This is a genomic window from Poriferisphaera corsica, assembly GCF_007747445.1.
In the GTDB taxonomy this organism is placed as follows: Bacteria; Planctomycetota; Phycisphaerae; order Phycisphaerales; family Phycisphaeraceae; genus Poriferisphaera; species Poriferisphaera corsica.
This window is the reverse complement of sequence record NZ_CP036425.1, coordinates 3,177,989-3,202,453: the sequence shown is the minus strand read 5'-3', so window position 1 is coordinate 3,202,453 and position 24,465 is coordinate 3,177,989. Positions and strand designations below refer to the sequence as shown.

Genomic DNA, 24,465 nt, shown 5'->3' with positions numbered 1-24,465 from the left:
GGCTGACAGCTAGCCGGTTTTCTCATGCCTTCTCATCCCATTCCATGCATTCAACCAACGATACGTTCTAGCACAACAGCCTCCCCTCAAGCCCCGTACCGCCGGTGCGGGGGTGTCATCCCAATCATCGTTGTTTCTGCAACTCAAGCATCGCCCCAAACAACTCGATGACCCACTTCAGGAGTCGGGGCAGCTTCAAAAAAGTTACATGCAATACATCCAACAAGCGGATAAAACAATAAGCAAAACGGGGGGGCACACAAAATGTTCAAACTTTGAACAGCCAAAGAATTTCTACTCGTCGAAACGCAGTATTTTCTAACCATTTCTGACCAAAACGGATCATTTTTTGGGCAAGACTTACGATTTTGAGCCACTTTCTCAAATCTGAGAATCCTCCCGGAATTTGGCGTAACTTGCAGCCCAACATGGACTTGTCTGATCTCATGTTCAAGTGCTGAACATTTTGTGCGCGCCGCAATTGGCGCACAAAACCGCCACGCCGCAGGCAATGATTCTCACTTGCGACCATGCTCCGTTTTTTGCGCGCATTCTGCTCAGTTTATGAACATGTACCAGACCACCACATTGTGCTACCGCAGATCTAAAAAATCCTCACCAACGAACAGGGCATCTTGCCTTTAGTTTGTCCTGCTTCTTTCACGATCGTCTCGCGTCCGTTGGTCATATGGATCGGGAATTCCTGCTGAATTTCCCGGATCCGTGGCCCGTAACCCTCGACCATAAAACCACTTGCCTGCTCTACCGGGACAAGATCGTCATCCGTAAACAAGCCCACCGTGACCAACGAATTGACAGGCCCGTGATAGAAAAATGCATTATGCCCATCTGTTCTCAGCACGCGAGCTGCCTCCTCCGCCATCTCGCGTCGATCGCCATCCATATCATCGTTGTAATGGCCCACACGCAGTGTGTAGAAACCAACATATGACTTCGCATCCAGCGGGTTGTCTGATACAAGTGACGCACCAGCAAGACTTTGCATCATGGCCATCCGATACGGCTGAAGCCTGCCGACTTTCAATTTACGGATCATCACCAGCGTGTCCTTCGCTTCATCCGTGCTGCGGTCTTCGAAGGAGCCATGCAGAACCATGAGTGATCCATAAGCTCGCTTGAGCCAGAAGTTCTTGAGGTCAAATTGTTTACGTAATTTCAAGATCAGCTCTTGCGCCCGCTGGGCTCGATCTGGGCCGTTGAATGCTTCGAGCATGATGCCCCATTGGGCATCCTCATCCACCATCGCTCCAAAGTCTGATTGCCCCGCGATTTGCGCCACCGACTCAGCACCCACACTCTTTCGCCATTCCTCCCAGCCGTCACGCACCACACGGTACTCCATTTGACAGCCAGTGCTGAGAAATGCGCAACACAACATAAGCAAAAACAGTAACTTATGATTCAACAACCTGCTCGTCATCGGCTCCATCACCTCGAATTTGATTCGTCCAACCTGCCTCGATTCCAACACACCGTATGCCCGCCACAAGACCAGCATAATCGAAATCAAAAACACTTCAAGGATTTCCCTAACTTCTTATCCTCAAACCATATAGACTTTATTGACAGGACCCATTTTGCACCTCGTCAATACACCCAAAAGGATCATTAAGTCTCAGGGTAAAGACGTACAGCATCATACAAACGATTTAATCTTTGCCTCGCAACTTGACTTCTCATCATATCGAAAACGAATCCAAACCATACGAAATTTGTAACTATCAATACAAGCATGGCTTAGCGAAAATTTTGTGAAGAGGATCGAAGGAATGCTTGACGGTGTGCCGATAGTATATATCATTTAATCCGGATGAATGGATGGATAGCAGCTTATGGCCACCACACCTCAAAATCCCGAAACACTCATGCGGCAGATGGCAACGCTGTCTGACGAAACCCGTCTACGCCTCCTTAGACTCTTAGAACGACAAGAGTTAGGTGTCGCGGAACTCTGCGATATCCTCCAGATGCCTCAGTCCACCGTCTCACGCCACCTCAAAATCCTCACCGAAGATCACTGGACCGTCTCGCGGCGATCCGGCACGACAAACCTGTATCGCATGATCCCCGCAGAACTTACAGACTCAGCTCAGCAGCTCTGGAAGTTAGCGCAGGAACAAACAGACGGTTGGCCAACGTTGCAGCAGGATCAAATCCGCCTCACAGAACGACTTAGGCAGCGCAGGGCAGGGGTGCAATCGTTCTTCGAGGGCGCAGCTGCGGAGTGGGGCGAAACACGACACAAGCTGTATGGTTCAAGTTTTACTCAAGAAGCCATTCAGGCTTTGCTGCCATCGTCTTATGACATTGCGGATCTGGGTTGCGGGATCGGTGATATTACTGCTCGACTCGCAGGCAGTGTGCATCACGTTTACGGGATTGATAATTCGCCAGCGATGATCACGGCTGCGAAACAGCAGACGAAGGCGTTTGATAATGTGACGCTTTTGGAGGGGGATTTGGATAATCTGCCGTTGCCGGACAATGCGGTGGATGCGGCGTTGTTGGTGTTGGTGTTGACGTACCTGCCGAACATTAAGGCGGCGCTGGTTGAAGCGGCGCGGGTATTGAAGCCGGGTGGGAAATTGGTGGTGCTGGATTTGTTACAACATGATCGCGATGATTTTCGGCGGCAGTTGGATCAACATCATGCGGGGTTTGGGTTGGAGGAGATGAAGGAGGGGTTGATGCGTGCGGGGTTTGTGCGTGAGTGTGCGGTGGCGTTATCGCCTGAGCCGGGAGCGCAGGGGCCGGCACTGATGCTGGCGACGGGAGAAGTTGGTTGATAAGGAATAAATTGGTCACGGATGTGGCTAGAGTTATGAATCAAGCGATTGATTCTGGATCATCAAGAATACGCTGCGAGAAGACACGTAATCACGAACAGGTTGTTACGGTTTGATCGTAATGAGATTAAGAAAACACGAGTTGAACAGCTAAGGAGAATCAACTTATGACGACATTGACAACAACCCCGGGCCTTGAGATTACGTCAGTTGACGGATTTGAATATAAGCTCAAGCCAGGTGCAGGACTGGAAGAGTTGGAAGCTCTTGCGATTTGGGGGCGTAAGGAATTGGATCTTGCTGAGCAAGAAATGCCAGGCTTGATGTCTTTGCGTGAAGAGTTTGGTGCGCAGAAGCCATTGGCTGGTCAGCGTATCATGGGTTCATTGCATATGACGGTTCAGACGGCTGTTTTGATTGAGACGCTGAAGGAACTGGGCGCGGATATCCGTTGGGTCTCTTGTAATATTTTCTCAACGCAAGATCAAGCGGCTGCGGCGATTGTAGCGGGTAAGAATGGCACGATTGCGAACCCGCAGGGCGTGCCTGTGTTTGCTTGGAAAGACGAAACACTTCAGGAATACTGGCAGTGTACTGAACGTGCGCTAGATTTTGGTAATGATAACGGCCCGACTCAGATCGTTGATGATGGCGGAGATGCAACGCTGCTGATTCACAAGGGTGTTGAGTTTGAAAAAGCTGGCGCGGTTCCATCACCTGATACAACAGATAATGCAGAGTTTAAGGAAGTGCTTCGCGTGTTGGGTCAGGTTCTTGAAGTTTCGCCGAAGCGTTGGCACACGGTTGCTGAGCAGATGCAGGGTGTATCTGAAGAAACAACAACAGGCGTTCATCGTCTTTACCAGATGGAAGAAGCAGGCGAACTGCTGTTCCCAGCGATCAACGTGAATGACTCAGTGACGAAGTCGAAGTTTGATAACCTTTATGGTTGTCGTCACTCACTGATCGACGGTTTGAACCGTGCGACGGACGTGATGATGTCTGGCAAGATTGCGGTGGTCTGCGGCTACGGCGATGTGGGTAAGGGTTGTGCTCAGTCATTGAAGGGGCAGGGCGCTCGCGTGATTATTACGGAGATCGATCCGATCTGTGCATTGCAGGCTGCAATGGAAGGTTATGAAGTTGTACCACTGGAAAACACGCTTGCTGAAGCGGATATCTATGTGACGACGACAGGTAACTTCAACATCATTACCGCTGATCATATGTCGAAAATGAAAGACAAAGCGATCGTCGGCAATATCGGTCACTTCGATAACGAAATCGAGATGGCGCAGATGGATAAGTGGCTTGAGGAAGGCAAGGTCAGCAAGACAAACATTAAGCCTCAGTACGATATGTGGACATTTGAAGATGGTCACAGTGTGTTGGTGTTGGCTGAAGGCCGGTTGCTTAACTTGGGTTGTGCGACGGGTCACCCATCCTTCGTGATGAGTGCATCATTCACGAACCAGTCGATCGCTCAGATTGAGTTGGCAGTGAATAATGACAAGTATGAAAACAAGGTTTATGTGTTGCCTAAACTCCTCGATGAGAAGGTTGCACGTTTGCACTTGGATAAGCTTGGCGTGAAGCTGACGAAGTTGACGCAGGAACAGGCTGATTACCTGAACATTCCGGTTGACGGGCCATATAAGCCAGAGCATTATCGATACTAAATGCTGTAAATGATTAATGAAATAGAAAGCCCATGCAGAAATGTGTGGGCTTTTTTGTTTTTGCGCGGTTGTTCTACGATACCCTGCCACCGGCGGTGGCAGGCTTGAAGATTGCAGTCAGATATCCCCACGTCTGGAAGCTGTGGGCTTGGGTTTGGGTTGGAATGTGTGTTTTTGTCGAGGCAATGTGAAGAGGGTTGTATGAATGGAGATTTGGGGAGGGATGTATAATGAGAGTACGCTGCAAATCAAGGGCGGGTTTGTGAAGTTAGATTCAACGTGACAGGGGGGGGATAGGGCGGTAGGATTTGGCTTGGAATAGAGCCATGATATGGAGCAAGAATTTGGATCAGGATGTCCGACAAGACGAGATAGTTGGCCGTGAGGCGGGTGGCGTGCCGTGGTGGGTTGTGGGGGCGGTGTTTGTAGGGATATGTTTGGTCTATGCGCTGTTTGCGGATAGTTCGACGTTGTGGGATCGAGATGAGCCACGGTTTGCGCGATCGGCGTGGGAGATGTATGAGACGGGGCAGTATGTTGTGCCGCATTTTAATGGGGACTTCAGGTTGCATAAGCCTGCGGGGGTGTATTGGTTGATGAATTTGGGGATTGAGTGGTTGGGATTTACGGAATTGGCGTTTCGGTTGCCGTCGGTGATCGGGATCGGGTTGACTTCGCTGTTTACGTTTTTCATTGGACGACGTCTATTCAGCGCTAAGACAGGCTTGTGGGGGATGATTATCTTTCCAACGATGTTGGTGCCGCTGGTGATCGGTTCGTTTACGGCGGCGACGGCGGATGGGTCATTAATTGCGGCGATGACGTTGGCGATTTGGATGGTCATCGAGATTATGTATTGCGCGAGGTGGTGGCATTATGTGGTGTTGTCGGTAGCATTGGGGGCGGCGTGGCTTTTGAAGGGGCCGGTTGGGTTTGCTGTGCCGGCGCTGATGATGTTGGGCGCGGTGTTCTTTGGGCGTGGTGGTGTGATTAAGCTGAAAAAACGGACATGGGTTGCGCTGGTGATTGCGTCGTTGGTGGGTTTGGGCATGTTTGTGGCATGGGGGATTCCGGCGAACGAGATGACTGATGGCGAGTTTTATCGCGAAGGGATCGGCAAGCATGTGATGGCGCGTTCGACAACGGCGTTTGAATCGCATGGCGGGTCGGGACTATTTGGGTATTTAGCGGCGATACCGGCGTATGTGCCGGTGGTGATTGTGGGGGTTTCGCCGTGGGTTTTGTTTTTGCCTTTGGGTTTGTCGGGATTGATCAGGGGTTATATTGGGAAGGCGAAATCGAGGGCTGTGTTGTGGGGTTGGATGGTTGGGCCGTTTGTGATGTTTTCGCTGGTAGCGACGAAGTTGCCGCATTATATTGCGCCGATATTTCCAGCAATTGCATTGATGATGGCGGCGGCGATTGAGGCGCGTGTCAGGAAAGATTCACCTGAGGATGAGGTGGGTTGGTTGGATATGGGCAAGTGGATTTATCTGGTGTTTTTGGGGATGGCGGTGCTAGGCGGAATTGTCGGGCCTTGGGTGTTGCAGCGTGGAAGTGTGGGTGTTAGTTATGTTCTGTCGTTGCTGTTGGCCGGTGCGACGGTATGGGTGATGATGATGACGGCAAAGGCAGTGATGAGTGGGCGGTTGTATCGGGCGTCGCTGTTGACGGCGTTGATATTCCCGGTGATCACGCTGCCGACGGTGTACGTGGTTATGCCGCAGGTTGAAGCGAATTTTAAACCGTCGAAGCAGATTGCGTTGGGTATTCATGAGATATTGGGTGGTGAGGATGTGCCGATCATTATGTCGGGGTATGAGGAACCTTCGCTGGTGTTTTATATACGCAGGCCTGCGGGTGAGGTGGTGAAGGAGACGGGTTCCGATACGGCGGCGATTTATGAATGGTCGCGTAAGCCGGGAACGGGGATTTTGATTGTGACTAAGAAGAATTATGATAAGACGATTGATAAGTACACGAAGTTGCCGTTGGATTTGTTGTTTGAGGATGAGACAGTGAACTATTCAGCGAATAGAAAGCCATTGGATGTTATGGTGTTTGGCCGAAACATGACGAATGCGATGTTGGGGCGTGCGGAAGCGTTTCGAGAGTCGCATGAATTGGGGGAATGATGAAGTTTGCGTGTTAAAAGAAAAAGCGGCCTGAAGTGGGCCGCTTTTTTGTTTGTTGCATGTGTTGATTATGGTGTGTATATGAAGTTTTTATCGATTTTATTGAGCTGTATGTATGCGGATCGTGGTGGGATGATTGTGTTGCTGAACTTAAAGGGTTGATCTGTGAAGTTGGCCGTAATAGAACCGCTGTCGTTGAACTGAGTTTGCTGGATCGTGCGTTCATTATTGAGGAATGTGATGTTCGTGATGGGCTGATCCCAGAGTTGCTGATGAGTGGTGTTGAACATCTGGGCGTGCTTGATAATGATGTCTTTGTTTTGGGGGAATTGTGTTGGATTGAGGTGGTAGAGCGGGGGTGTGTTGTAGAGTGTCTCGATGAGCATCATGGTGTTGATTGTATTTGTGTATTTGAGGGTCGCGTTTGACCAGTGATGGGTTGCGACGACGGAGTCGTGGGTGAGGGCTTGGAAGAGTGGGAGGCGGACGGCGGGATTGTAGTACAGGTTGATGTACTTTTCTTGAAGGGGGACGGGCTTGAAGAAAACATCGGGCTGGTTTTCGGGGTAGTAACGGCCGACGTAGTATTTGCTTTGTTTATCGGTGCGTGCGGGGTCGGCCCAGCCGATGACGGGTGTGAGCATGCCGTGAGCGAAGTCGATGACGGGGGCGGCATAGGCGGAACCACCTTCTGAACCGACGATGAGGTTTTTGTTTTGTTTGAGCCAACGGAGGCGGTCTAGTCGAGCATTAGATCCGTCGTTTTCGGATGCTTCGTGTTTTGGGTTCCAATCGTCGTAGAGTTCGCCGAAGGCGTCACAGTCGACGAACCAAGAGTTGTGGGGGACGTTGGCGGTGACGGCGTTGACACGCTTTTTGACGTAAGGCATGGCGACGAGTGGGGAGAGTTTACGTCCGATCTTTTTGAAACCGTGAATGGGCTTGCCGTCATAGCGGATGATAGCACCGTCTTCGAAGGCGTTGAGGTCGAACTGTGCGGTGTCCCAAGTATGATCGCCGGTAGCCTTGGGGTTGTGAACGGAGTGGTAGGAGTCGTATGGGCCAAAAAGATAGCCGGCTGTGTCGGCGGCAAGCGCGACTTGTGGTTTGAGGTTGGTGCTATTGATGCCGCCGGTGGAGATGTGGGCGCGTTTGATACCTGCGGATTGGAGCATATCGATCATGCGTGTGGAGATGCCGCTGCCCCATTGATGGTGGTCGTTGAAGATGGTTCCGATGTGATTTTTGAGGAGGCGTAGGCGTGTGGGGATAGCGGTTTGCGCGGTGGTTTTGTTTGAAATGAAAGTCGCGTTCTGCCAATCCGGGAGTTGAAGGATACGGTTTACCATGACTGCGATGAGGTCTAAGTCGTAGTTAGACAGCCATTCCTGATTGGTCATGGATTTGAGTTGCGTAGCTTCTTCTGGGGTGAGTTGGTTGCGTAGCCAAAAAGCTTCGGGGTTATGATCGGGTGTGGCTGTGGTGAGTTTATTGATGAATTGTTTGGTTTGGGGGCGGGTGAGGTCGCTGCCGTAGACGAGGGCGGGGCCCCAGACGTAGGCTTGGATGGCGCCGATCATGCGTTTGATGTTGGGGTTGGCGGCCATTTTTTGTTTAAGTGAAACGAAGAGTCCGTTTTGCTTCATGTATTGGCGATAGGCGATGGCGGAGCCGAGCAGGTTGTTGGGGCGCGTTTGGAAAAGCACTGAATATATTTGGTTGTCTTTTTGCAGGCGATTGAAGGTGCGTGCGAAATTGAAAGCGATTTGATTTTGCTGGTTGGTTGTGACGGTGAGTTTGTTGTTGTATTGATGCTCGAAGATGATGATGCGCATGTTGTCTTGGCCGAGGATGCCCATGGCGGGAAAACTGAATGCGGCGGTGAGGCGTTCATTCTCGATTTCTTGTAATTTTGTACGCCAAGCGGTGGCATTTTTGTCGATGTAGACACCTTCAAAAAGTGGGAGTGTGAGGGCGGTGTCTGTGGGATGCTCCTGAATGGTGGGGAAGGGGACGATGAGTTGATCGTTGTTGGTGATGTTGGCTGAGAAAGTGATGCGCAGGTCATTGCCGACGATTTCGGCATGTGCTGAGAGTTGAGGGTCTGTGTATTGCCATTGTGCGGATTGCGGTTGCTGATTTTCTATTTGATGACTGTCAAAAAAGCTATTTGGGCTAGAGAGTGTGATTGGGTTGATTGTTGGTGAAGATTGTGTGACCTGCATCGAGGAGGGGTCGATGGTGTAGGTGTATTGATCGGATTGAAGGGTAATGGTTTGGCTAATGAGCTGTTGGGCGCATAGGAGAAGTGAAAGCAGAACGAAGCTTGTGCTTTTATAGATGGGTGAAAGCATGTCGATCCCTGACTATATGTAGTAGTTGATATCCGATAACCCGCTTGCACACCGAGACCAATCCGCACGCATCATACCACTGGTATAACCGGGCGGCTAGATTGATTTGGAATGGAGAATGGGAACGCATGGGGTGGCTATAGTATGGTGTTATCTTGCGTAGCTGCGGTGAGATTTGGTTGGGCATATTGTATGTTTGAAGGTTTTAAATTCAGTCGGCGAAGTGTGCTGCTCAGCTCAGTGTTGATGATACAGCTGATTGGGCTGCTGAGTGGATTGATCCTGCTGGATCTTTGGTTGGCCAGGCAGGTTACTGTTGCTGTGCAGGAACGGATTGAGCGGAACTCAAATAAGCTGGCGGATGAGTTGTCCAAGGCGTTGGTGTTGTTGGATTTCAAGGATCTATCGGCGGGGGCGAAGGATCGTGAGGTGTTAGTGGACCTGATTGAGGGGATGGATGTTGCGGGTGTTACATATACGGTGGTCTATCTGTTGGATAGCCGCGAGATGATTGGTTTGAATCATGAGGGGATGACGCGTAACCAACAACGTGAGATACGCGAGTTGGCGGAGCAGTATGCAACGCGTTTGGATATGCAGTATATGCAGACGGATTATGTGGTTGCGATTCGGCGCATGCCGGTGTATGACGCACTACTGATTGTGTTTCAGGATGAGTTGTATTTGAAGGGGCGGATCGATTTGCTGACCAGTACGGTGAAGAATGTTGGGATGGTGGTGACGATCGTGATTATGTCGGTGGCTGCGTTCTTTACATTGCTGATTTTTTCGAGGTATGAGCATGATTTGGATGTGATCAACAGTTCGCTTGAAAAGAAGGTGAATGAGCGTACGAAGGCGTTGATCAGGTCACGTGATGCGGTGATTTTTGGTTTGGCGAAGTTGGCGGAATCGCGGGACGATGAGACGGGGCAGCATCTTGAACGGATATGTAGTTACGTAAAGGTGTTGGCTTCGGATTTAATGGAGTCGGATGGGAAGATATGCGGTTTGGATTTGGAAGTATTTGCGAATACGGCTGCTCTGCATGATATTGGTAAGGTTGCGGTACCTGATAAGATTTTGCTCAAACCGGGCAAGCTATCGAAGAAGGAACGCGAACAGATAATGGATCATCCGGGGGCGGGTGGTGATACGCTGATGATGATCAAGCGGAAGTGGGGGGATGATCCGTTTTTGATCACGGCTTCACAGATTGCGTATGCTCATCATGAGAAATGGGACGGGACGGGTTATCCGTTTGGTTTGAAGGAGGAAGAGATACCGTTGGCGGCGCGGATTGTTGCGGTAGCAGATGTTTATGATGCGCTGCGGACGAAGCGGCCGTATAAGGATGAGATGCCGCATGAGGTGGTCGTGAAATATATTGTGGAGCAATCGGGTTCGCATTTTGATCCGAGGATCGTTGAGATCATGGTGCAGCATGAGAAGGTATTTAAGATCATTTCAGAAACGCAGCATGATTATCGTGAATAGAAAAAGCCGACTGAAAGCCGGCTTTTTTGTTTGGTTGCATGGGTTTTGTTTAAGCGTTTTTAGGTCGTCTTGTGTATGCGACGAAGAGTGCGATGCCGATGATGGCGGCGCTGGCGGGTTCGGGGATGATGCGGTTGTCGTTCCAGTCGAGGGATAGGATACCTTGTTCGTCACCGGTCGTGAAATCGAGATTGAATCCGTCGAAGAAGCCGGTTTCTGGTGTGGCGGTTCCGCCGAAGATGTCTGCTGCATCGTAGCCGCTGATGAGCATGTTCATGCCGAAGACTGCATCGAATGGGGCGCCATCGATATCGAGAACGCCGACGACGACATTGTTCCAGACCATTTCATCGCCGTCTGCGAGTGGTACGGTGAGTTCGTCGATTAGGACGATGGGCATATCGGTTTGTCCGCCGATACCTCCGACGGTGAGGTAGTCCTGAATATCGGTGTTTTCGTCATCGGGGTCCATATTAAGGCCCATGTCTAGCGCCATTTGCATGGAGATGATGTTGGTTTGTGCGCCGGTATCGAGGAGGAATGTGCCGGTGGTTGAGGTGCCTTCGAATGTGGTGATGATGTCATCGATGACGGGGAGCGGTGCGTAGGTGGGTGTGGGGTCGTCGGGGTGTCGCTGGCCTGTGTGTGGGACATCAACGAGTCGCAGGTCGATGTCATATTGCGGGCCATTGGTTTGGTATTTTGTGGGTGAGATGTATGAGTGGATAGCGTCGAAGGTAGTGCCGGGTGTGCCGGAGTTTTGGAAAGAGCGAAGCGGGGTCATGTTGACGTAGGTGTGCATGCCCATCATGGCGGGCATGCCGATGATAGCGGCGTATGAGCCGAGGTTGATGTCTTCACGTCCGAATGGGGTGATATCGGGCATATCGTGAACACGGGCGGGATTGGTGTCGCCGTAGCCGTTATAGTGGAGGAGGTAGGACTTAAAAACTTTCATGGGGTCGGTGCCAGCGACGCCGAGTTCATCGTACCAAACGGGTTGGTTGGTGGTGGGGTTTGTGGCTTGCACGAATTGGGAGCCGGTATCGCTGGGGTTGTCGAGGGAGAAGTTGAAGAAGGCGAGTTGGCCGAGGAGGATGCCGTTAGCTCCGGTGTCGAGGAGGCCGGCGTTGTAGAAGGTTGGGCCAACGAGATGGGAGTCATCGGGTTCTTCACCTTCGGGGACATCGTAGAGGCCAAAGAGAACGCGGGGTTGGTCTGGGGCAATGCCTGCGGCGTCGCCGAGGACGTATCTAGCGGCTTGGGATTGGCTAGCATAACCACCAGCTAATAAAGCAATTGCTGACAACGTCATCGCCCGGTTCAGGATCTTGTTCATCGTCTTTCCCTCTGCTTTTTGGTCGTCTCATCGTGGTCGATGCACATGAGTAGGAGTCGCATGGCGGACGAGAATCGTACGAACGCATGCTGGGTGCATTTCGACGCTGTGTGAATTGTAACTCGGAAGGTGCGACTTTCGAAGATATTTTTCGCGCTCAAGTTGTTATGATACCGATGCAGGCTTGTGTATAGTTCATAAGTCGTGTAAACCTCCTATCTTAACATGGGAAGTTGAAAAGCTGCTTGGAGCAACGAATGGCTGATAGCTCGCAAAACTCATCGAATGCTAATGTAGGTGGTATGACATCTCATCTGAGAGACCGTGGATGGCATCTAGCCTCTGTTCGGCGTGACTTTGCGATTACGGGTGTGTTGAGTGCGATCATGGTGGTGGTTGCGTATATGTTTATTGATGTGCGCGTATCGTGGTTTGCGTTGGAGCAAGATTGGCTGAAGCCGATTGCGAATGTGATTACGCAATTTGGTGATACGAAGTTTTATTACATTACATTGGTCGTCGCGCTGCTCTCGACTCTGTTTCTTGACCGCGGGCCAGTGAAGAAGAATCTGCATTATTGGTTGTTGCTGGCGGCGATTCTCTTTTTTTATGGGTGGGGAGATAGGCTGTATCGCCATTACGAATGGGTTGTGATATTTCCAGCGATTGGGGTTGCATGGTTGATCTATAGGCGGCGTGATCTGGTCTCTTGGGCCTTGTTTTTGATGCTTGCTATTGCGTGGTCAGGGTTGTCGGTCAACATCGTCAAGATTATTTTTGGTAGGTTTCGGCCATCGGAGTTGCAGCAGGCTGGGCATTTTGGATTTGATTTTTTTACCATCGGCCCGGCGAACGCATCCTTTCCTTCTGGTCATGCGACTGCGGCAGCAACGCTAGCGACAGTGCTCTGGCTGATGTATCCACGTCAATGGATGTTGTGGGTTGTTGTGGGTTTGGTGATTGCGTTCTCGCGTGTTTTCACGCTGTCACACTATGTGTCGGACGTTGTGGCGGGTCTTTACTTCGGTTCATTCATGACGTTGGTATTGCATTATTTTTTGACGAGCCGTCGAACGATTCATCCATTTCTTGTGCTGAATGCGCCATCGGCGAAGTAGTAAATACATCTATTGATTGTGTTCCTATTGCAGGCTTAGACTTAAATATTCTTTCGAGTAACAACTAAGTGCTGCTATGATACGGGTAGGCATCATGTACTGTTATGTTGTGAATGTACTTTCATGGAGTACTTATTATGTTGCATGTCTTATTGCTATTCGCGATATGGATTGGCATGTTTTCCGGAGGAGCAATATGTTCTGCGGAAGAATATGAGCAGGCGAATTTAGATTATGAATTAGTGTCTGTTGAACCCAAGTATATGCTTGAGCTTAACGAAAATGAATATATTGCGAATATTACGCCGGTAGTTCGGTTTGATGGGCTAGATAGTAACGAGGTAGTTGCAATGCTGCACGTATATGTGAAGCCTGAGGGGGAGAAATATTATTTACGTGAACAGGTGTGGGGGCTGCAAATAATTGAGGGCAAGCTTGAACGTCGTCTGCTTCATGATAGGGAAGTCAAATATTATCAATATGAAGTTGAGGGACATCTTTTAAGTCTACCGCTTGAGCCACGATTCGAGTCGGATGATCGTTGGGGTACGAGCATGGAAAGCTTGATAGGAACGGGCGTATTAACAAATCATGGTTTGATTTGGTATGACCGGCGTGGGGTATCCGAGATTGGTTTTGACTTTCGCAATCCATTAGAACCTGTGCCATTTATTGGAGCGGATGCTTATCAGTTGATTTTGCTTGAGGGTAGGTATCTTTGTGCATGGTCACAGCATTTGAAGTCGTACTTGACTCATGACCTTTATTTTTATCTTGTAGTTGTCGATTTAGAGCAGAAAAGCGTTATTCATTCGGATGTGTATCAAAACGATAATTTGTGGGAAATTTTGACATCGCAGTACAAGATCAAACAAGAAGTACAGCCTGAACCGATCGTTGCTCTCCAGTTTTCGCTGCCGAATGATGAAGGGGTGTATAAGTTTCTGATTGAATATACACAGGCAAGAAAACCGAGTTCTTATCAAGTGAAAATTCGCGATGTTTGGAAAACCAAAATGGGGTGGTATTACGAAAAAGGTGGGGAATTAACGTATCAGAAGAAGCCGGGAATCGTAGATCCATATTCATGGCGGCGCCATGAGATGAATTCCAAATTACAAGGATGGTCTTATGGTGTGGATTTACGGCTCTGGAATGTACAATGGGGCGATGACCCTTTGGGCGATATAAGTCATAACTCGGATTTGCAACCCTTGATGCGCGTGTTTAAAAACCCGACAGAAAAAATGCTTGCGGAAAGCTGGGGTTTTTTTGATGAGAAAAAATTGCGGTTGGCTGAGATTGTTTGTGATCCATATGAAAGAGATAGTTTTCGAGAATATTATGATGACCTGAAGCTTGATTGGCATCGAGCCTGGTTGTGGGGAACGCTTTTTAATAATCAGCAAATCCCTGAAGAAAGCAGTCCGAAAGTTGTGATCTTCGATATTAGTTCAGGGATTAAACGGATTGATGCAGAGCTTTCGAAAAAAACGCTTGGTCAATCTGATAGATATCATGATTCATCTACGGAAAAGTAAGGTAGTCATTATCATATTATACGGTGGCATAAAAATGAATATTGCTTATTGTTGTGCGAGATAGGCTTCGTGGGTTTTGGGGCCTTTAATCGTTTTGATTTTTTCCCACGCTTTTTGCGCGTCTTTGCGCGAGTGGTTTTTGTTGGCTGGATCAGCGAGATAATCTGCGATGAAGTTGTTCATGCGAGCAGATGGGATTTGAGGGAGCCGCTCGGGGCATGTCATGAGCCGGTGTAATTCGTTGGCAAGATCGTTGTAGGTGAATTGAAGCTTTTTGGCTTGCTGCTTGCGCCGCCAATCGTTCAGCCAATACCATTGTCCTGATTTGTTGCGGATACCTGGCGATTGAGCTTCAACGAGTGCGAGTAAGAACGATTTTGTTGCTTTGTTGCCGACATAGTTTTCGACTGTTGTCGTGGCGGTTAATGTGTCCCGTTTGCTGTTTGATTCTCGAGGTTGTACAGGTTTCGCTTGCGGTACTTGCCCCGTGGTGAGGAATTGCCTGATTAATACTTCGATTTCTATCTTGCGGAAATTACCAACCGTAATCCCGATCTTTCTGGCAAAATCTTTTAGTTTGGTTGCGTAATAATAATTTCCATCAAACTGATCTACAGTCATTGTTTTTCGCAATTTGCACGACATGTATTCTGCCTCCTCCTCATCATCCCCCCCTCTCCCCTTTTTTGCATGCGATATTGGATGCGGGTTGGGTATGGGGGATTGTTCAAACTATTGAGTTGGGCGTGGGGTGTCAATGGTTTATGAAGTTGAGAGCATGTAAAAACCTCGCCGTGAAGCGAGGTTGTTGTGATCTATTTCATGACAGAGCAGGGCGGTTGCCTTGATCTGCTTGATTGCATTATGACTGTGCAGGCTGCCTTTGAGGTGTGGGTGCATCCTTCTTGGCGGCAGGCTTTTGCTTGCCGCTACGGTCTGGTGCGAGAACCATGCCCATGCGGCGGCCTTGCAGTTGTGCAGGAGATTCAATCTTCGCGATGTCGCTGAGCTTTTCAACGATATCGTTCATGTGGCCGTAGCCGATATCCTTGTGCGCCACTTCGCGGCCACGGAAGAGCATCATGAACTGAACCTTGTTGCCTTCTTCGAGGAAGCCACGGGCTTTGTTCAATTTGATCTCAAGGTCGTGTGAGTCAATCTTTGGACGGAGGCGGATGCCTTTGAGCTCGCTCTGTTTGGCGTGGCTTTTGGCTTTTTGCTCTTTCTTTTTCTGAGCGTACTTCCATTTGCCGTAATCCATGATACGACAAACCGACGGCTCACTGTTTGGTGAAACCTCGACCAAGTCTAAACCGGCATCGCGTGCACGACGTTTCGCATCTTCTACCTGCACGACACCCATTTGCTCATTGTCTTCACTAATCAGCCGAATTGGTGAAATGCGAATCTGATCGTTGACACGTAATCTCTTACCCGTGTCCTTCGGCTGCGGTTTAAAGCGTCTAGCGATGGTAAAATCTCCAGTAACAATGACTACACATAAATCTCTGTATACAAACACGACGCCCTAGCTGCGCTAAGACGCCCGGCTCGATACTCCCGAGCCACATTATATCATATCGTCAAAAATCCCACTTGCATGTCCACTTCCCGCCCATAATTAACTTTTTTTCTCGAATTCAACCCCCTTTTTATGCTTTCACGCCCTATCACCCCTCCACTTCACTCCTGTCTTCCTGCAATTTGCTCGTTTAAATCGCCTTTTTACCGGCTAAAAACCTCTGCAATCACTAAAACCCAATAGGCAAACGGGGCGACCAATACCGGGCTGTCCAGCACGTCGATTAACCCCCCAAAACCAGGGATCACACTGCCTGAATCTTTGATATTCGCGTCTCGCTTGAACATGCTGGCTGTCAGATCGCCTGCTTGCCCCAAAATCCCGAATGCCATCCCTACGACAAAACCAAACCAAAGCGGGTACTCGTGGGTTACAAACTCCCGGCCGCCCTCGAATCGTCCTAGTACCCCTGTCCAGTTGCCTAAGGCCACCATCCCCATCGAGACGAGTCCTGCGAAGATGACCCCACCTGCAAGCCCTTCCCATGTTTTTTTCGGGCTTAGCCAAGGGATCATTTTGTGTTTCCCGATTGAGCAGCCGGTGAAGAAAGCGCCAATATCACATGATTTGATGATCAGAATGATTGCTGCCACGACCCACGCCTCATGCCAACGGCGAATGGCGAGGTAAAATCCCGGTAATACGCCGATGTAGATGAACCCGAACATCGTGATGCTGCCGATAAGCAGCGCGCCTTTGGTCGTCTTTTTGAAGGCTAATCTCAGTAGCGTGAGCATGAACAAGCCTGCCATGAACGAAGCGTAGATTGCGATCGTGGTCTGGCTATCCAGGGTGTAAGGGATCACGTAGACCAAGGTGCAGCCGATCATTCCGCTCAGCCAGAGCATGAGAAAATCGACGCGTGCATCTTTTGCTCGGAACATCCTCACGAGTTCCCCCACACTGAGCGTGATCAGCAGCAGGAAGAGTCCCAACATGACCAATCCGGCGGGTAGATAGGCTCGTCCCATGAATAAATCCTGCATCCATGTGCCTGAAATATCGATCTGATCTAGTCGGTTATCCAACCAGATCAAACCCAGCAATGCCGCGATCATGAGCGGCCCAAATGTCAGCCTGTATTTCAGCATGCTCGCAATTGTACCATTCCCCCCCTATTGCGTCTTATCGCGCACACGCTCGCGCATTAATGAAGCAAAACCCGTGTCACTACCGAAAATACTTATATCCCCAAAATCTGCCGCCTCGTATTTGCCCTCTCACCACTTTCACGTAACCTTATCCGTAACATGAAATCAATCCCTAGTACTATTGCTACTCTCTTTCGCCTAATTGCAATCCCATGCCTGTGCTTCGCGCTCGCGTCGGCTGCCTATGCTCAAGACCTCTCTGCCGTGGCTTCTAACGATAACCTCTGGTATGTCTATCCTCACGATCAAACACCCCCCGCTCCCCCCACCCCCCACACCCCCCCAACTCCCGCTTCAGCAGAAGATGATGCCGCTCAGTCAAAAGCGAAAGCAGAGGCATCAGCGAAGCCTACGCCAGCGGTTTCCGTTTATCACCGCAATATCAATGACCCGACAGCTACCATCGCTTACGCTGCCAACATCACGGGTTATCTTCTGCCTAACGGTCTTGCCGCGTCGCCGAACAATCTGACCCTTGCTTACCAGCTTTCTCAAGGCATCGCTTTTCAGACGGTCACCCCGATCCGTCTGAGCAATCAGGATTTCTTTTCTTACGACATTGCTCCTCAGCCGCCCATCCTTCATAACGGCACACTACGCGCACTTGCGGCCTCTGATATGCATACATTCGCGATGCTCAATTTCGAATCTGCAGACGACGCGCAGGCTGCTATCGAGGAGTTTCAACGAGAAGAGGTATTCGACAGTCAGCAGGCTGATACGCAATCGCAAGACGATACCAATTCGTCATCGACTGTTACCTTGCCTGATACCGCTCCCGGCAACGATTATCTGTTTATCCTCATGAATGGTCGCTGGCAGCTCACGCCGCTCCCAGCTGACTTTCCTCATCGCCGTCCTGTTTGGCTTGTGGCTCAGAACCCTGCGGACGACTACCCCGTTATCATTACGCAGCCCAACAACAATGATCACGATTTCCGCATCTTTTCTTACAACTTAAAAGCCGAGTCGTGGGACACGACCAATATTGCCCTGCCGTCTCCAGCCAATTCTACAGCCCAATCGCCACGCACCTTCTTCGCTCAAAGCAATCAACTCATTCATGCGCGGCAAGATCAGTCTCATCCTGATCTAACCATCGACTACACCATCATCCGTGACGATCATGCGATCCCCGTTGGCTCACTCTCTTTGGCTATACCGAATACATCCGATTGGCAGGCTATTCCTTACAACGCCAATCTTGCTCTGCTTGCCGCTCGTCCTGAGCATAAACCGACTAAGCCGCAAACCACAACCAGTATGTGGGGCTTTACGCCTCCCGACTCGCACAATATCGCGCTTGATCTCGCACAGCTCACATTACAAGGCAAGCCACTAACGATTGCCAAAACCAATGCTAACTTCCAAACCCTCACCGCCTCTATTCCTCAGTTTGCTGAACAGGTTACTCAATCCATCATCTCACTCTTCCTCATTGCTCTTGCGACGCTTCTGCTGGTTCTTTTCCTGTTCCGCGATCCGAAATCTAATATCGTGACGTTGCCGAAACACCTCACATATTGCGATTTTCCTCGCCGAATGCTCGCCGCCGCGATCGATTTTGGCATCGTCTTTTTTCCGCTCATGTTTGTCTTCCATAAATCTTTCTCCGAACTTCTCGGCACTTGGCCGACCAATGCCAACCTCACTTTTACTCAGATGATCCCCGCGATTGTGCTCATTGCCTGCTTTATTGCGCATACCACCATCACCGAGATCCTCACCAAAGGCCGCACGCTGGGTAAGATCCTCACCGGCATCTGTGTCACCAACTTGCAGGGCAACGCACCTACCGCTTATCAATCCCTGTTCCGTGGCTTGCTCCGAATCATCGAACTCCTCATCCAGATTGCTCTGCTCTTTCCTCTCTTTACTCAGCACAAGCAACGTGTTGGTGACATCTTCGCCCACACCGTCGTCGTCATTCCCAAATCTAAAGATACTGCTCACCATCTGGATGAAGACACGCACAACGGCGATCAACCACAAGATCCATCCGACGACGAACCCAACGACCTCACCAAGCGATAGGCTGGCAGTCGTTGGTTGGGATTCATGAAAGAAAAACGGATCTGCATTGCAGATCCGTTTTGTTTGTTGGATGGGTTGAAGTCCTGGCTAGCTGCGGACTTTGGCGATGATGATCTCGCGGATCATTTTGGGGTTCGCCTGGCCTTTGGATAACTTCATGATTTGGCCGATTAGGGCGCCGATGGCTGCGTCTTTGCCGCCTTCGATGTCGGCGACGATCTTGGCGTTGCGATCGTTGGCGAGCACTTCATCAACAAAGCCTTCAAGTGCGCTTGTGTCTGAGACTTGGATCAATCCGTGTGTATTGGCGAGCTTTTCGGGTGTGTCATCACTTTCACAGCAGTAGCCGAATAATTCGTCAGCTGCTGATGAGCCGATCTTGTCAGCTTTGAGAAGTGCTTCGATACCAACGACTTGCTCAGGGGTGATACCGATCTCGTCGATACGGACGCCCGCTTCGTTTGCACGTTTGAGGCCGTAGTTCAGCAGTAGGGTGGCGGCACGCTTAGGCTCCATGCCGAGTTCTAAAGCTTTTTCGTAGTAGCGTGTTGTGGCTGGTTCATCGACCAATGCGCGGGCATCTTTCTCGCCCAGTTTGTATTCGCCCATGTACCGCTGGAGTTTGATGAATGGGAGCTCTGTGACCTCTTTGCCTAGTTCGACAAGCCATTGCTCATCAACGATCAGGTCAACGAGATCCGGGTCTGGGAAGTAGCGATATTCGTCAGCATCTTCTTTGGTGCGTTGGAGAACAGTAACGCCTTTGACATCGTCCCAGCCTCTGGTGGTTTTTGCTCTTGCGCCCATCACGATGCCGTTTTCCAGCCACTCTTCGATCTGACGATCGTACTCATGGGTGATGGCACCGTGGACGGCACGGAAGCTGTTGAGGTTTTTAATTTCAACGATGGGTGTTTTGAAGGTTTTGCCGTCTTTTTCAATTTCGACGTTGATGTTGGGCTCAAAACGCATGTGGCCTTTTTGCATGATGCCTTCGGAGACGCCGAGGTGGCGGCAGATATCGCGAAGCATCTGGCCGAATGTGACGGCTTCATCGGCTGAACTGAAATCTGGCTCGGTCACGATTTCGAGAAGCGGTGTGCCGGCGCGATTGAGGTCGACGATGGAGTGATCCATTTGGATGCCTCCGGGGCCCTCGTGGGCAAGCTTGCCAGCATCTTCTTCGAGGTGAGCGCGTGTGATGCGGATAGTTTTGGCTGGGCCGTTGGGATCGTCGGTGAGGGGGATGTCGATTTCGCCTTCGCCGCAGATCGGTTGGTCGTATTGCGAGATCTGGTAGTTTTTCGGCAAGTCAGGGTAGTAGTATGACTTGCGATCCCATTTGCATTTCTTGGCGATTTCGCAGCCGAGGGCGAGGCCGACCTTGATCGACATCTGGACGGCTTCTTTGTTCATGACGGGCAGAGTGCCGGGCATGCCAATGACAACGGGCGAGAGAAGTGTGTTGGGTTCAGCATCGAAGAAGTCGGGGTGCGCGACGTTGGGTGCGGCTGTCCACATCTTCGATCGCGTTGCGAGTTCGACGTGGATCTCCATTCCGACTTTGAGCTTGGCTTTGAGGCCTGTAGTTTCCGACATAAGTCTATCCTGTACCTAAACTTAGGCGTTTGGTTTCTGTTGTGGCCCGTGAGGCGGTGCATGCGTCTGACGGGGGGATATCGCTGATTTGGAGCGATATTCGTTGATTTTACACGGTTTTGGGGTTGTTTGTCGGATTGGTTTGGTGATGTTGAGAAGGAGTGGGTTGGGGTTATGTAAGAGTTATTGGTTGCGGCTGTGGTTACCAAATTCGTCGTCATGGCATGGACGGTTGGTTATGAAATTAATAGATATCTAATCATTAGTTAGTATCACTTGCTATGGTCAATTGACAAGCTCGTTGAGGAAGAGGAGTGAGATGGAAGAGGCTGTTAGGTGAGTTGGATGGTAAAAGTGAATTGGTTGAGTTTTGTGGAGGCTGTGGGAACGAATTTATGAATGGGAATATTGAAGCGATTGTAAGTGAAGAGTGTGGCTATTGGATGTAGTTGCATGGAAAGTTGCATCGTTTTATTGCGGAGATGTAATTGTTAAAAATGGTGTGGTGTGACTGGTTGTGTGATTGGTATGAAAAAGCCTAACTTATAGTTAGGCTTAGAGAGGTAGGATTTGGTTTGGTTATAAGATTAAGATATGAATTTATGAGAAATGAGTTTGGTTTTGGTTTATTGTGGCGCATACTTTTGTGCAGCAACGACTGAGTTGCTTTAGTGTGTTCTGTGGCGGATGTAGGGAAGGGCGGTGAGAATAAAGATGGCTGCGAGGGTGTTAGGTTCGGGGATGGCTGTTATTTCAAGAGCTGAAATATGGGCGAAGTTGCCGGGGGTTGTGGAGATGGTGAGGAGGAGTTGCCCGAACTGATTGGTGGTGATGTTTTCGAATTCGATAAAGGGTGTGGCTGTGTTTTGTAGATCCCATGTTTGTGATGCTTCACCAAGGGTATAGGTGCCGAGGAGTGATTGTTGTGTGTCGGTGATGGAGGCAGCGGCGAAGATCTTGATGTTGTAGGTTTGGTCGACTTCGAGGCCGGTGATGAGAAGTTTGCCTTGGCGGTTTTGCCAGTTGTGGCCTACGACCCAAGAGTCGTTCATGATGGTGTCATCGAAGGCGGTGTTGTTGGGAATATTGTTGGATTGGATGAATCGGAAAGCATCGTTGAGAGTGATAGATATTTTGGTTTTGTGGCCTGTGGTGGTGATTGCGTTTTTGATGAGGATGTTGTTGTCGGGGTTGGATGAATCGTATGTTGGCCAATCATTGTTGCGTACGATATCGTTCCAGTAGTTGTTGGGGTTTTGGATGGATTGACTGTTTTGAGCGAAGTTTTCTTCGAGGCCGAAGTCGATGCGTATGGATTCGCCGGTGTGGAGTGGTCGGGGAGTGTTGACGGTTTGGCGATCGAGTTTTTGTGTAAACATCCAGTCGTAAATGTCGGTGAGGTTGTTATTGAGGGGTGAGCCGCCGATGAAGTGGTTGGTGTAGCCGGGGGCTTGAGAGTACATACGATCCCAGTCCCAATGGCCTTGATTTGGGATGAGTGTAAGTCGTGGTTGAGAGCCATGGTATTGGGTTTGGTTGTACATTTTGGCGATGTTGTTGAGAGGGACGATGTGGTCATTGCTACCAACGATCATCCAGAGAGGTGTGGGGTTTTGGGCCATCATTCGTGCTGCGGGGAGCGACATGGGGGCGCCGAGTGTTAATGCGGCGGCGATTTTGTTGTGAAAATGAGCGAGAGATTCGAGTGTGCCGACACCGCCTGCGGAGACCCCTGTGATATAGACGCGGTTGGGGTCGATGTTATCGTAGGTGTTGAGGATGTGATCGATGAAGCCGTGATGGAGACGGGTGTAGCCGGGGGTTGGGTCTTGGGGTGCGAGAAAGTGAGCTTTGTAACGTGAGTTGGTTCTAATCGTGTCATAGAGCGGATGCATATACGAGGCGAGTTGCTTCTTGTTGTCGGTTCCAGCTTCGCCAGAACCATGAAGAAAGATGACAAGTGGAAGTTTTTCGTCTTGCGTTACATTTTCAGCAGCTACATAACGGTAGTTGAGTCGACCATGCGTGCCCGCGATTGATTCATTGAGGATGTCTTGTTTGGTTGTGGCGTATGTGGTGGTGAGTGGTAGCAATGCTGCAAAGAGGAGTATGGTTAGGCGTGTGGTCATATTTGCATCTCTAGAGGCGTTGTAGGCAAAAATTAGGTTACTAAGCATGAACAGTATGTGATCAATCATTAACACATAGATTTGCGGATGCAATAGCTGGTGCTCAGAAAAAAAACGATGAAATAAGTAAATGAATAGAAGGCTTTCAGGCAAGTGTTTGCAGGGGATGGGGTTTGTGAATTGAAATTAAGGTTTTTAGGTAAAGGCAATTGGGCAGATGTGAATGAAAAAATAAATACAAAAAACAACCCCGCAAAATGGTGATTCTGAGAGGTTGCTGTTCGTTATGAGTTTGAGTGTTGTTGTGACGCGTTGTTGCTAAGAAGGCATTTGCGTGAACTGTATGGAGGGAAAACTAAGGTTTATAGATTGGGTCGTCATTGCCGCCCCATAGAGAGGCTCCGCCGTTGATGGGGACGTCGTTGATGGGTGAGAGGGTTTCGACGTGGCCGTCAAAGAAAGGGACGTTTGCGGAATTGCTGCTGTGGGGTGCGAGTCCCGTGGCGAGCGCTGGGTAAGCGCCGCCAAGCCAGAAGAGGTCCGTGTTCATGTAGTAGCCGGAGCCTTCGAAAAGGAAGGCGGTTTCGGTTGGATTGATAATGCTGACGAGTTTTGCGCCGCCGTTTACGATGTAGTCCCATGTGGCGTCGATGCCTGCGCGTTTGAGTGCGTGGTGAGGGGCGAGGAGGTTGTAGCTATAGGTGTAGCGGAACCAAGGAGAGCTCATGTCGGGTTCGTGTTCGAATTCATCGGCGAAGCGGTATGAGTTGGTTGAGGATGGGCAGAGGAAAACGTTGGAGTCGCCGGTTTGGATTTCGATAGCTGCGCCATCTTGAGAGAGATCACCTTGGCCGATGTATGGGTAGAGCGTGTGAGCCCAGAAGTCGGTTTGGTCGATGTTTGAGCCGCCGGAACGTGCGGGGACGATGTGGCCATCGTAGTCGGCGGCGTACATTTGGTTTGCTTGTGAGAATTGCCGCATTTGCGTGGCGCATTTGATTGATTGGGCGGTTTTACGTGCTGCACCGAGTGCTGGCAGGAGAATGCCAATTAACAAAGCGATGATAGATATGACAACAAGCAATTCGATCAGTGTAAAAGCGTACCTCTTCATGCGTTGGCCTTTCATGGGATAGATTTAGGGTTGTGTTGATGTGATCCTCTAGTTGAAATATAAAGGGCGGGCGGCATTAAATCAATAGATTGTATATACATATAAGCTCGACTTGTATATACAAATTAATGCATCCTGTTTTTATATATGAGATTACGAATTGGAAAAATATTATTAGAATTTAGGGACGGAAGGTATGGATATAGGGAGTGGGAGTGTAAAAAAAGAAAACGCTCGGCAATCACCTCCTGGTTGCCGAGCGTTTAAGCGTTATTGGGATGCGGGCATTTTAGAGCGGATTGGGTCAGGATCAATAGTGTTTCACCTTAGGGATAGGGTGTGGAGGCTTGTTGGTTGAGTTTGCAGGCAGAGAGGTGATGTGTATG

Annotated in this window: 16 protein-coding genes; 7 read left to right on the top strand and 9 right to left on the bottom strand. The window is 49.8% G+C overall.

What is annotated here, in order from left to right; all coding sequences use genetic code 11:
- Positions 1-604: 604 nt before the first annotated feature.
- Complete coding sequence (locus tag KS4_RS13130; RefSeq protein ID WP_145078921.1) at positions 605-1,519, bottom strand: hypothetical protein; 915 nt, start codon at positions 1,517-1,519, stop codon at positions 605-607.
- A 334-nt stretch (positions 1,520-1,853) separates the two neighbouring features.
- Here KS4_RS13130 and KS4_RS13125 point away from each other — a divergent pair, with 334 nt between their 5' ends.
- The 3 genes from KS4_RS13125 (at position 1,854) to KS4_RS13115 (ending at position 6,621) form a co-directional block, all read left to right on the top strand.
- Positions 1,854-2,807 (top strand): ArsR/SmtB family transcription factor, encoded by a 954-nt coding sequence (locus KS4_RS13125; protein WP_145078918.1) that lies wholly within the window; start codon positions 1,854-1,856, stop codon positions 2,805-2,807.
- Positions 2,808-2,974: 167 nt separating this feature from the next.
- On the top strand, positions 2,975-4,486 hold the full coding sequence (gene ahcY, locus KS4_RS13120; protein WP_145078915.1) for an adenosylhomocysteinase: 1,512 nt from the start codon (positions 2,975-2,977) through the stop codon (positions 4,484-4,486).
- A gap of 326 nt (positions 4,487-4,812) precedes the next feature.
- A complete protein-coding gene (locus KS4_RS13115) occupies positions 4,813-6,621 on the top strand; it encodes an ArnT family glycosyltransferase (protein WP_145078912.1) in 1,809 nt (602 codons plus the stop codon).
- A gap of 68 nt (positions 6,622-6,689) precedes the next feature.
- On the opposite strand, the gene KS4_RS13110 is transcribed toward KS4_RS13115, so the two are convergent.
- The gene (locus KS4_RS13110; protein WP_145078909.1) at positions 6,690-8,975 is read right to left on the bottom strand and encodes a glycoside hydrolase; all 2,286 of its coding nucleotides are present in this window, start codon (positions 8,973-8,975) and stop codon (positions 6,690-6,692) included.
- Positions 8,976-9,221: 246 nt separating this feature from the next.
- Between KS4_RS13110 and KS4_RS17670 the strand changes: the two genes are divergently transcribed.
- Entirely contained in the window at positions 9,222-10,472 is a 1,251-nt protein-coding gene (locus tag KS4_RS17670) for an HD-GYP domain-containing protein (protein ID WP_200761242.1), read from the top strand.
- Between the two features lie 49 nt (positions 10,473-10,521).
- Here the strand turns inward: KS4_RS17670 and KS4_RS13100 are convergent, their stop codons facing one another.
- Complete coding sequence (locus KS4_RS13100) at positions 10,522-11,811, bottom strand: retropepsin-like aspartic protease (RefSeq protein ID WP_145078906.1); 1,290 nt, start codon at positions 11,809-11,811, stop codon at positions 10,522-10,524.
- Positions 11,812-12,068: 257 nt separating this feature from the next.
- Between KS4_RS13100 and KS4_RS13095 the strand changes: the two genes are divergently transcribed.
- Together KS4_RS13095 and KS4_RS13090 are read left to right on the top strand one after the other, a co-directional pair.
- Positions 12,069-12,929 (top strand): phosphatase PAP2 family protein, encoded by an 861-nt coding sequence (locus KS4_RS13095; protein ID WP_145078903.1) that lies wholly within the window; start codon positions 12,069-12,071, stop codon positions 12,927-12,929.
- A 137-nt stretch (positions 12,930-13,066) separates the two neighbouring features.
- On the top strand, positions 13,067-14,470 hold the full coding sequence (locus tag KS4_RS13090) for a hypothetical protein (protein ID WP_145078900.1): 1,404 nt from the start codon (positions 13,067-13,069) through the stop codon (positions 14,468-14,470).
- 45 nt (positions 14,471-14,515) lie between these two features.
- Here the strand turns inward: KS4_RS13090 and KS4_RS13085 are convergent, their stop codons facing one another.
- The 3 genes from KS4_RS13085 to KS4_RS13075 form a co-directional block, all read right to left on the bottom strand.
- Positions 14,516-15,115, bottom strand: a complete 600-nt coding sequence (locus KS4_RS13085; RefSeq protein WP_145078897.1) for an SAP domain-containing protein — start codon at positions 15,113-15,115, stop codon at positions 14,516-14,518.
- A 217-nt stretch (positions 15,116-15,332) separates the two neighbouring features.
- A complete protein-coding gene (infC, locus tag KS4_RS13080) occupies positions 15,333-15,992 on the bottom strand; it encodes a translation initiation factor IF-3 (protein WP_200761241.1) in 660 nt (219 codons plus the stop codon).
- Positions 15,993-16,195: 203 nt separating this feature from the next.
- Positions 16,196-17,143, bottom strand: a complete 948-nt coding sequence (locus KS4_RS13075; protein WP_145078895.1) for a phosphatidate cytidylyltransferase — start codon at positions 17,141-17,143, stop codon at positions 16,196-16,198.
- A 264-nt stretch (positions 17,144-17,407) separates the two neighbouring features.
- On the opposite strand from KS4_RS13075, the gene KS4_RS13070 reads away from it, so the two are divergent.
- Positions 17,408-19,237 (top strand): RDD family protein, encoded by a 1,830-nt coding sequence (locus KS4_RS13070; protein WP_200761240.1) that lies wholly within the window; start codon positions 17,408-17,410, stop codon positions 19,235-19,237.
- An 87-nt stretch (positions 19,238-19,324) separates the two neighbouring features.
- Here KS4_RS13070 and gatB read toward each other — a convergent pair whose 3' ends face one another.
- From gatB to KS4_RS13055, 3 genes are all read right to left on the bottom strand, one after another.
- A complete protein-coding gene (gatB, locus tag KS4_RS13065; RefSeq protein WP_145078889.1) occupies positions 19,325-20,836 on the bottom strand; it encodes an Asp-tRNA(Asn)/Glu-tRNA(Gln) amidotransferase subunit GatB in 1,512 nt (503 codons plus the stop codon).
- Positions 20,837-21,504: 668 nt separating this feature from the next.
- Entirely contained in the window at positions 21,505-22,965 is a 1,461-nt protein-coding gene (locus tag KS4_RS13060; RefSeq protein WP_145078886.1) for a carboxylesterase family protein, read from the bottom strand.
- Between the two features lie 355 nt (positions 22,966-23,320).
- Positions 23,321-24,079 (bottom strand): type II secretion system protein, encoded by a 759-nt coding sequence (locus KS4_RS13055; protein ID WP_234698806.1) that lies wholly within the window; start codon positions 24,077-24,079, stop codon positions 23,321-23,323.
- Positions 24,080-24,465 lie beyond the last annotated feature (386 nt).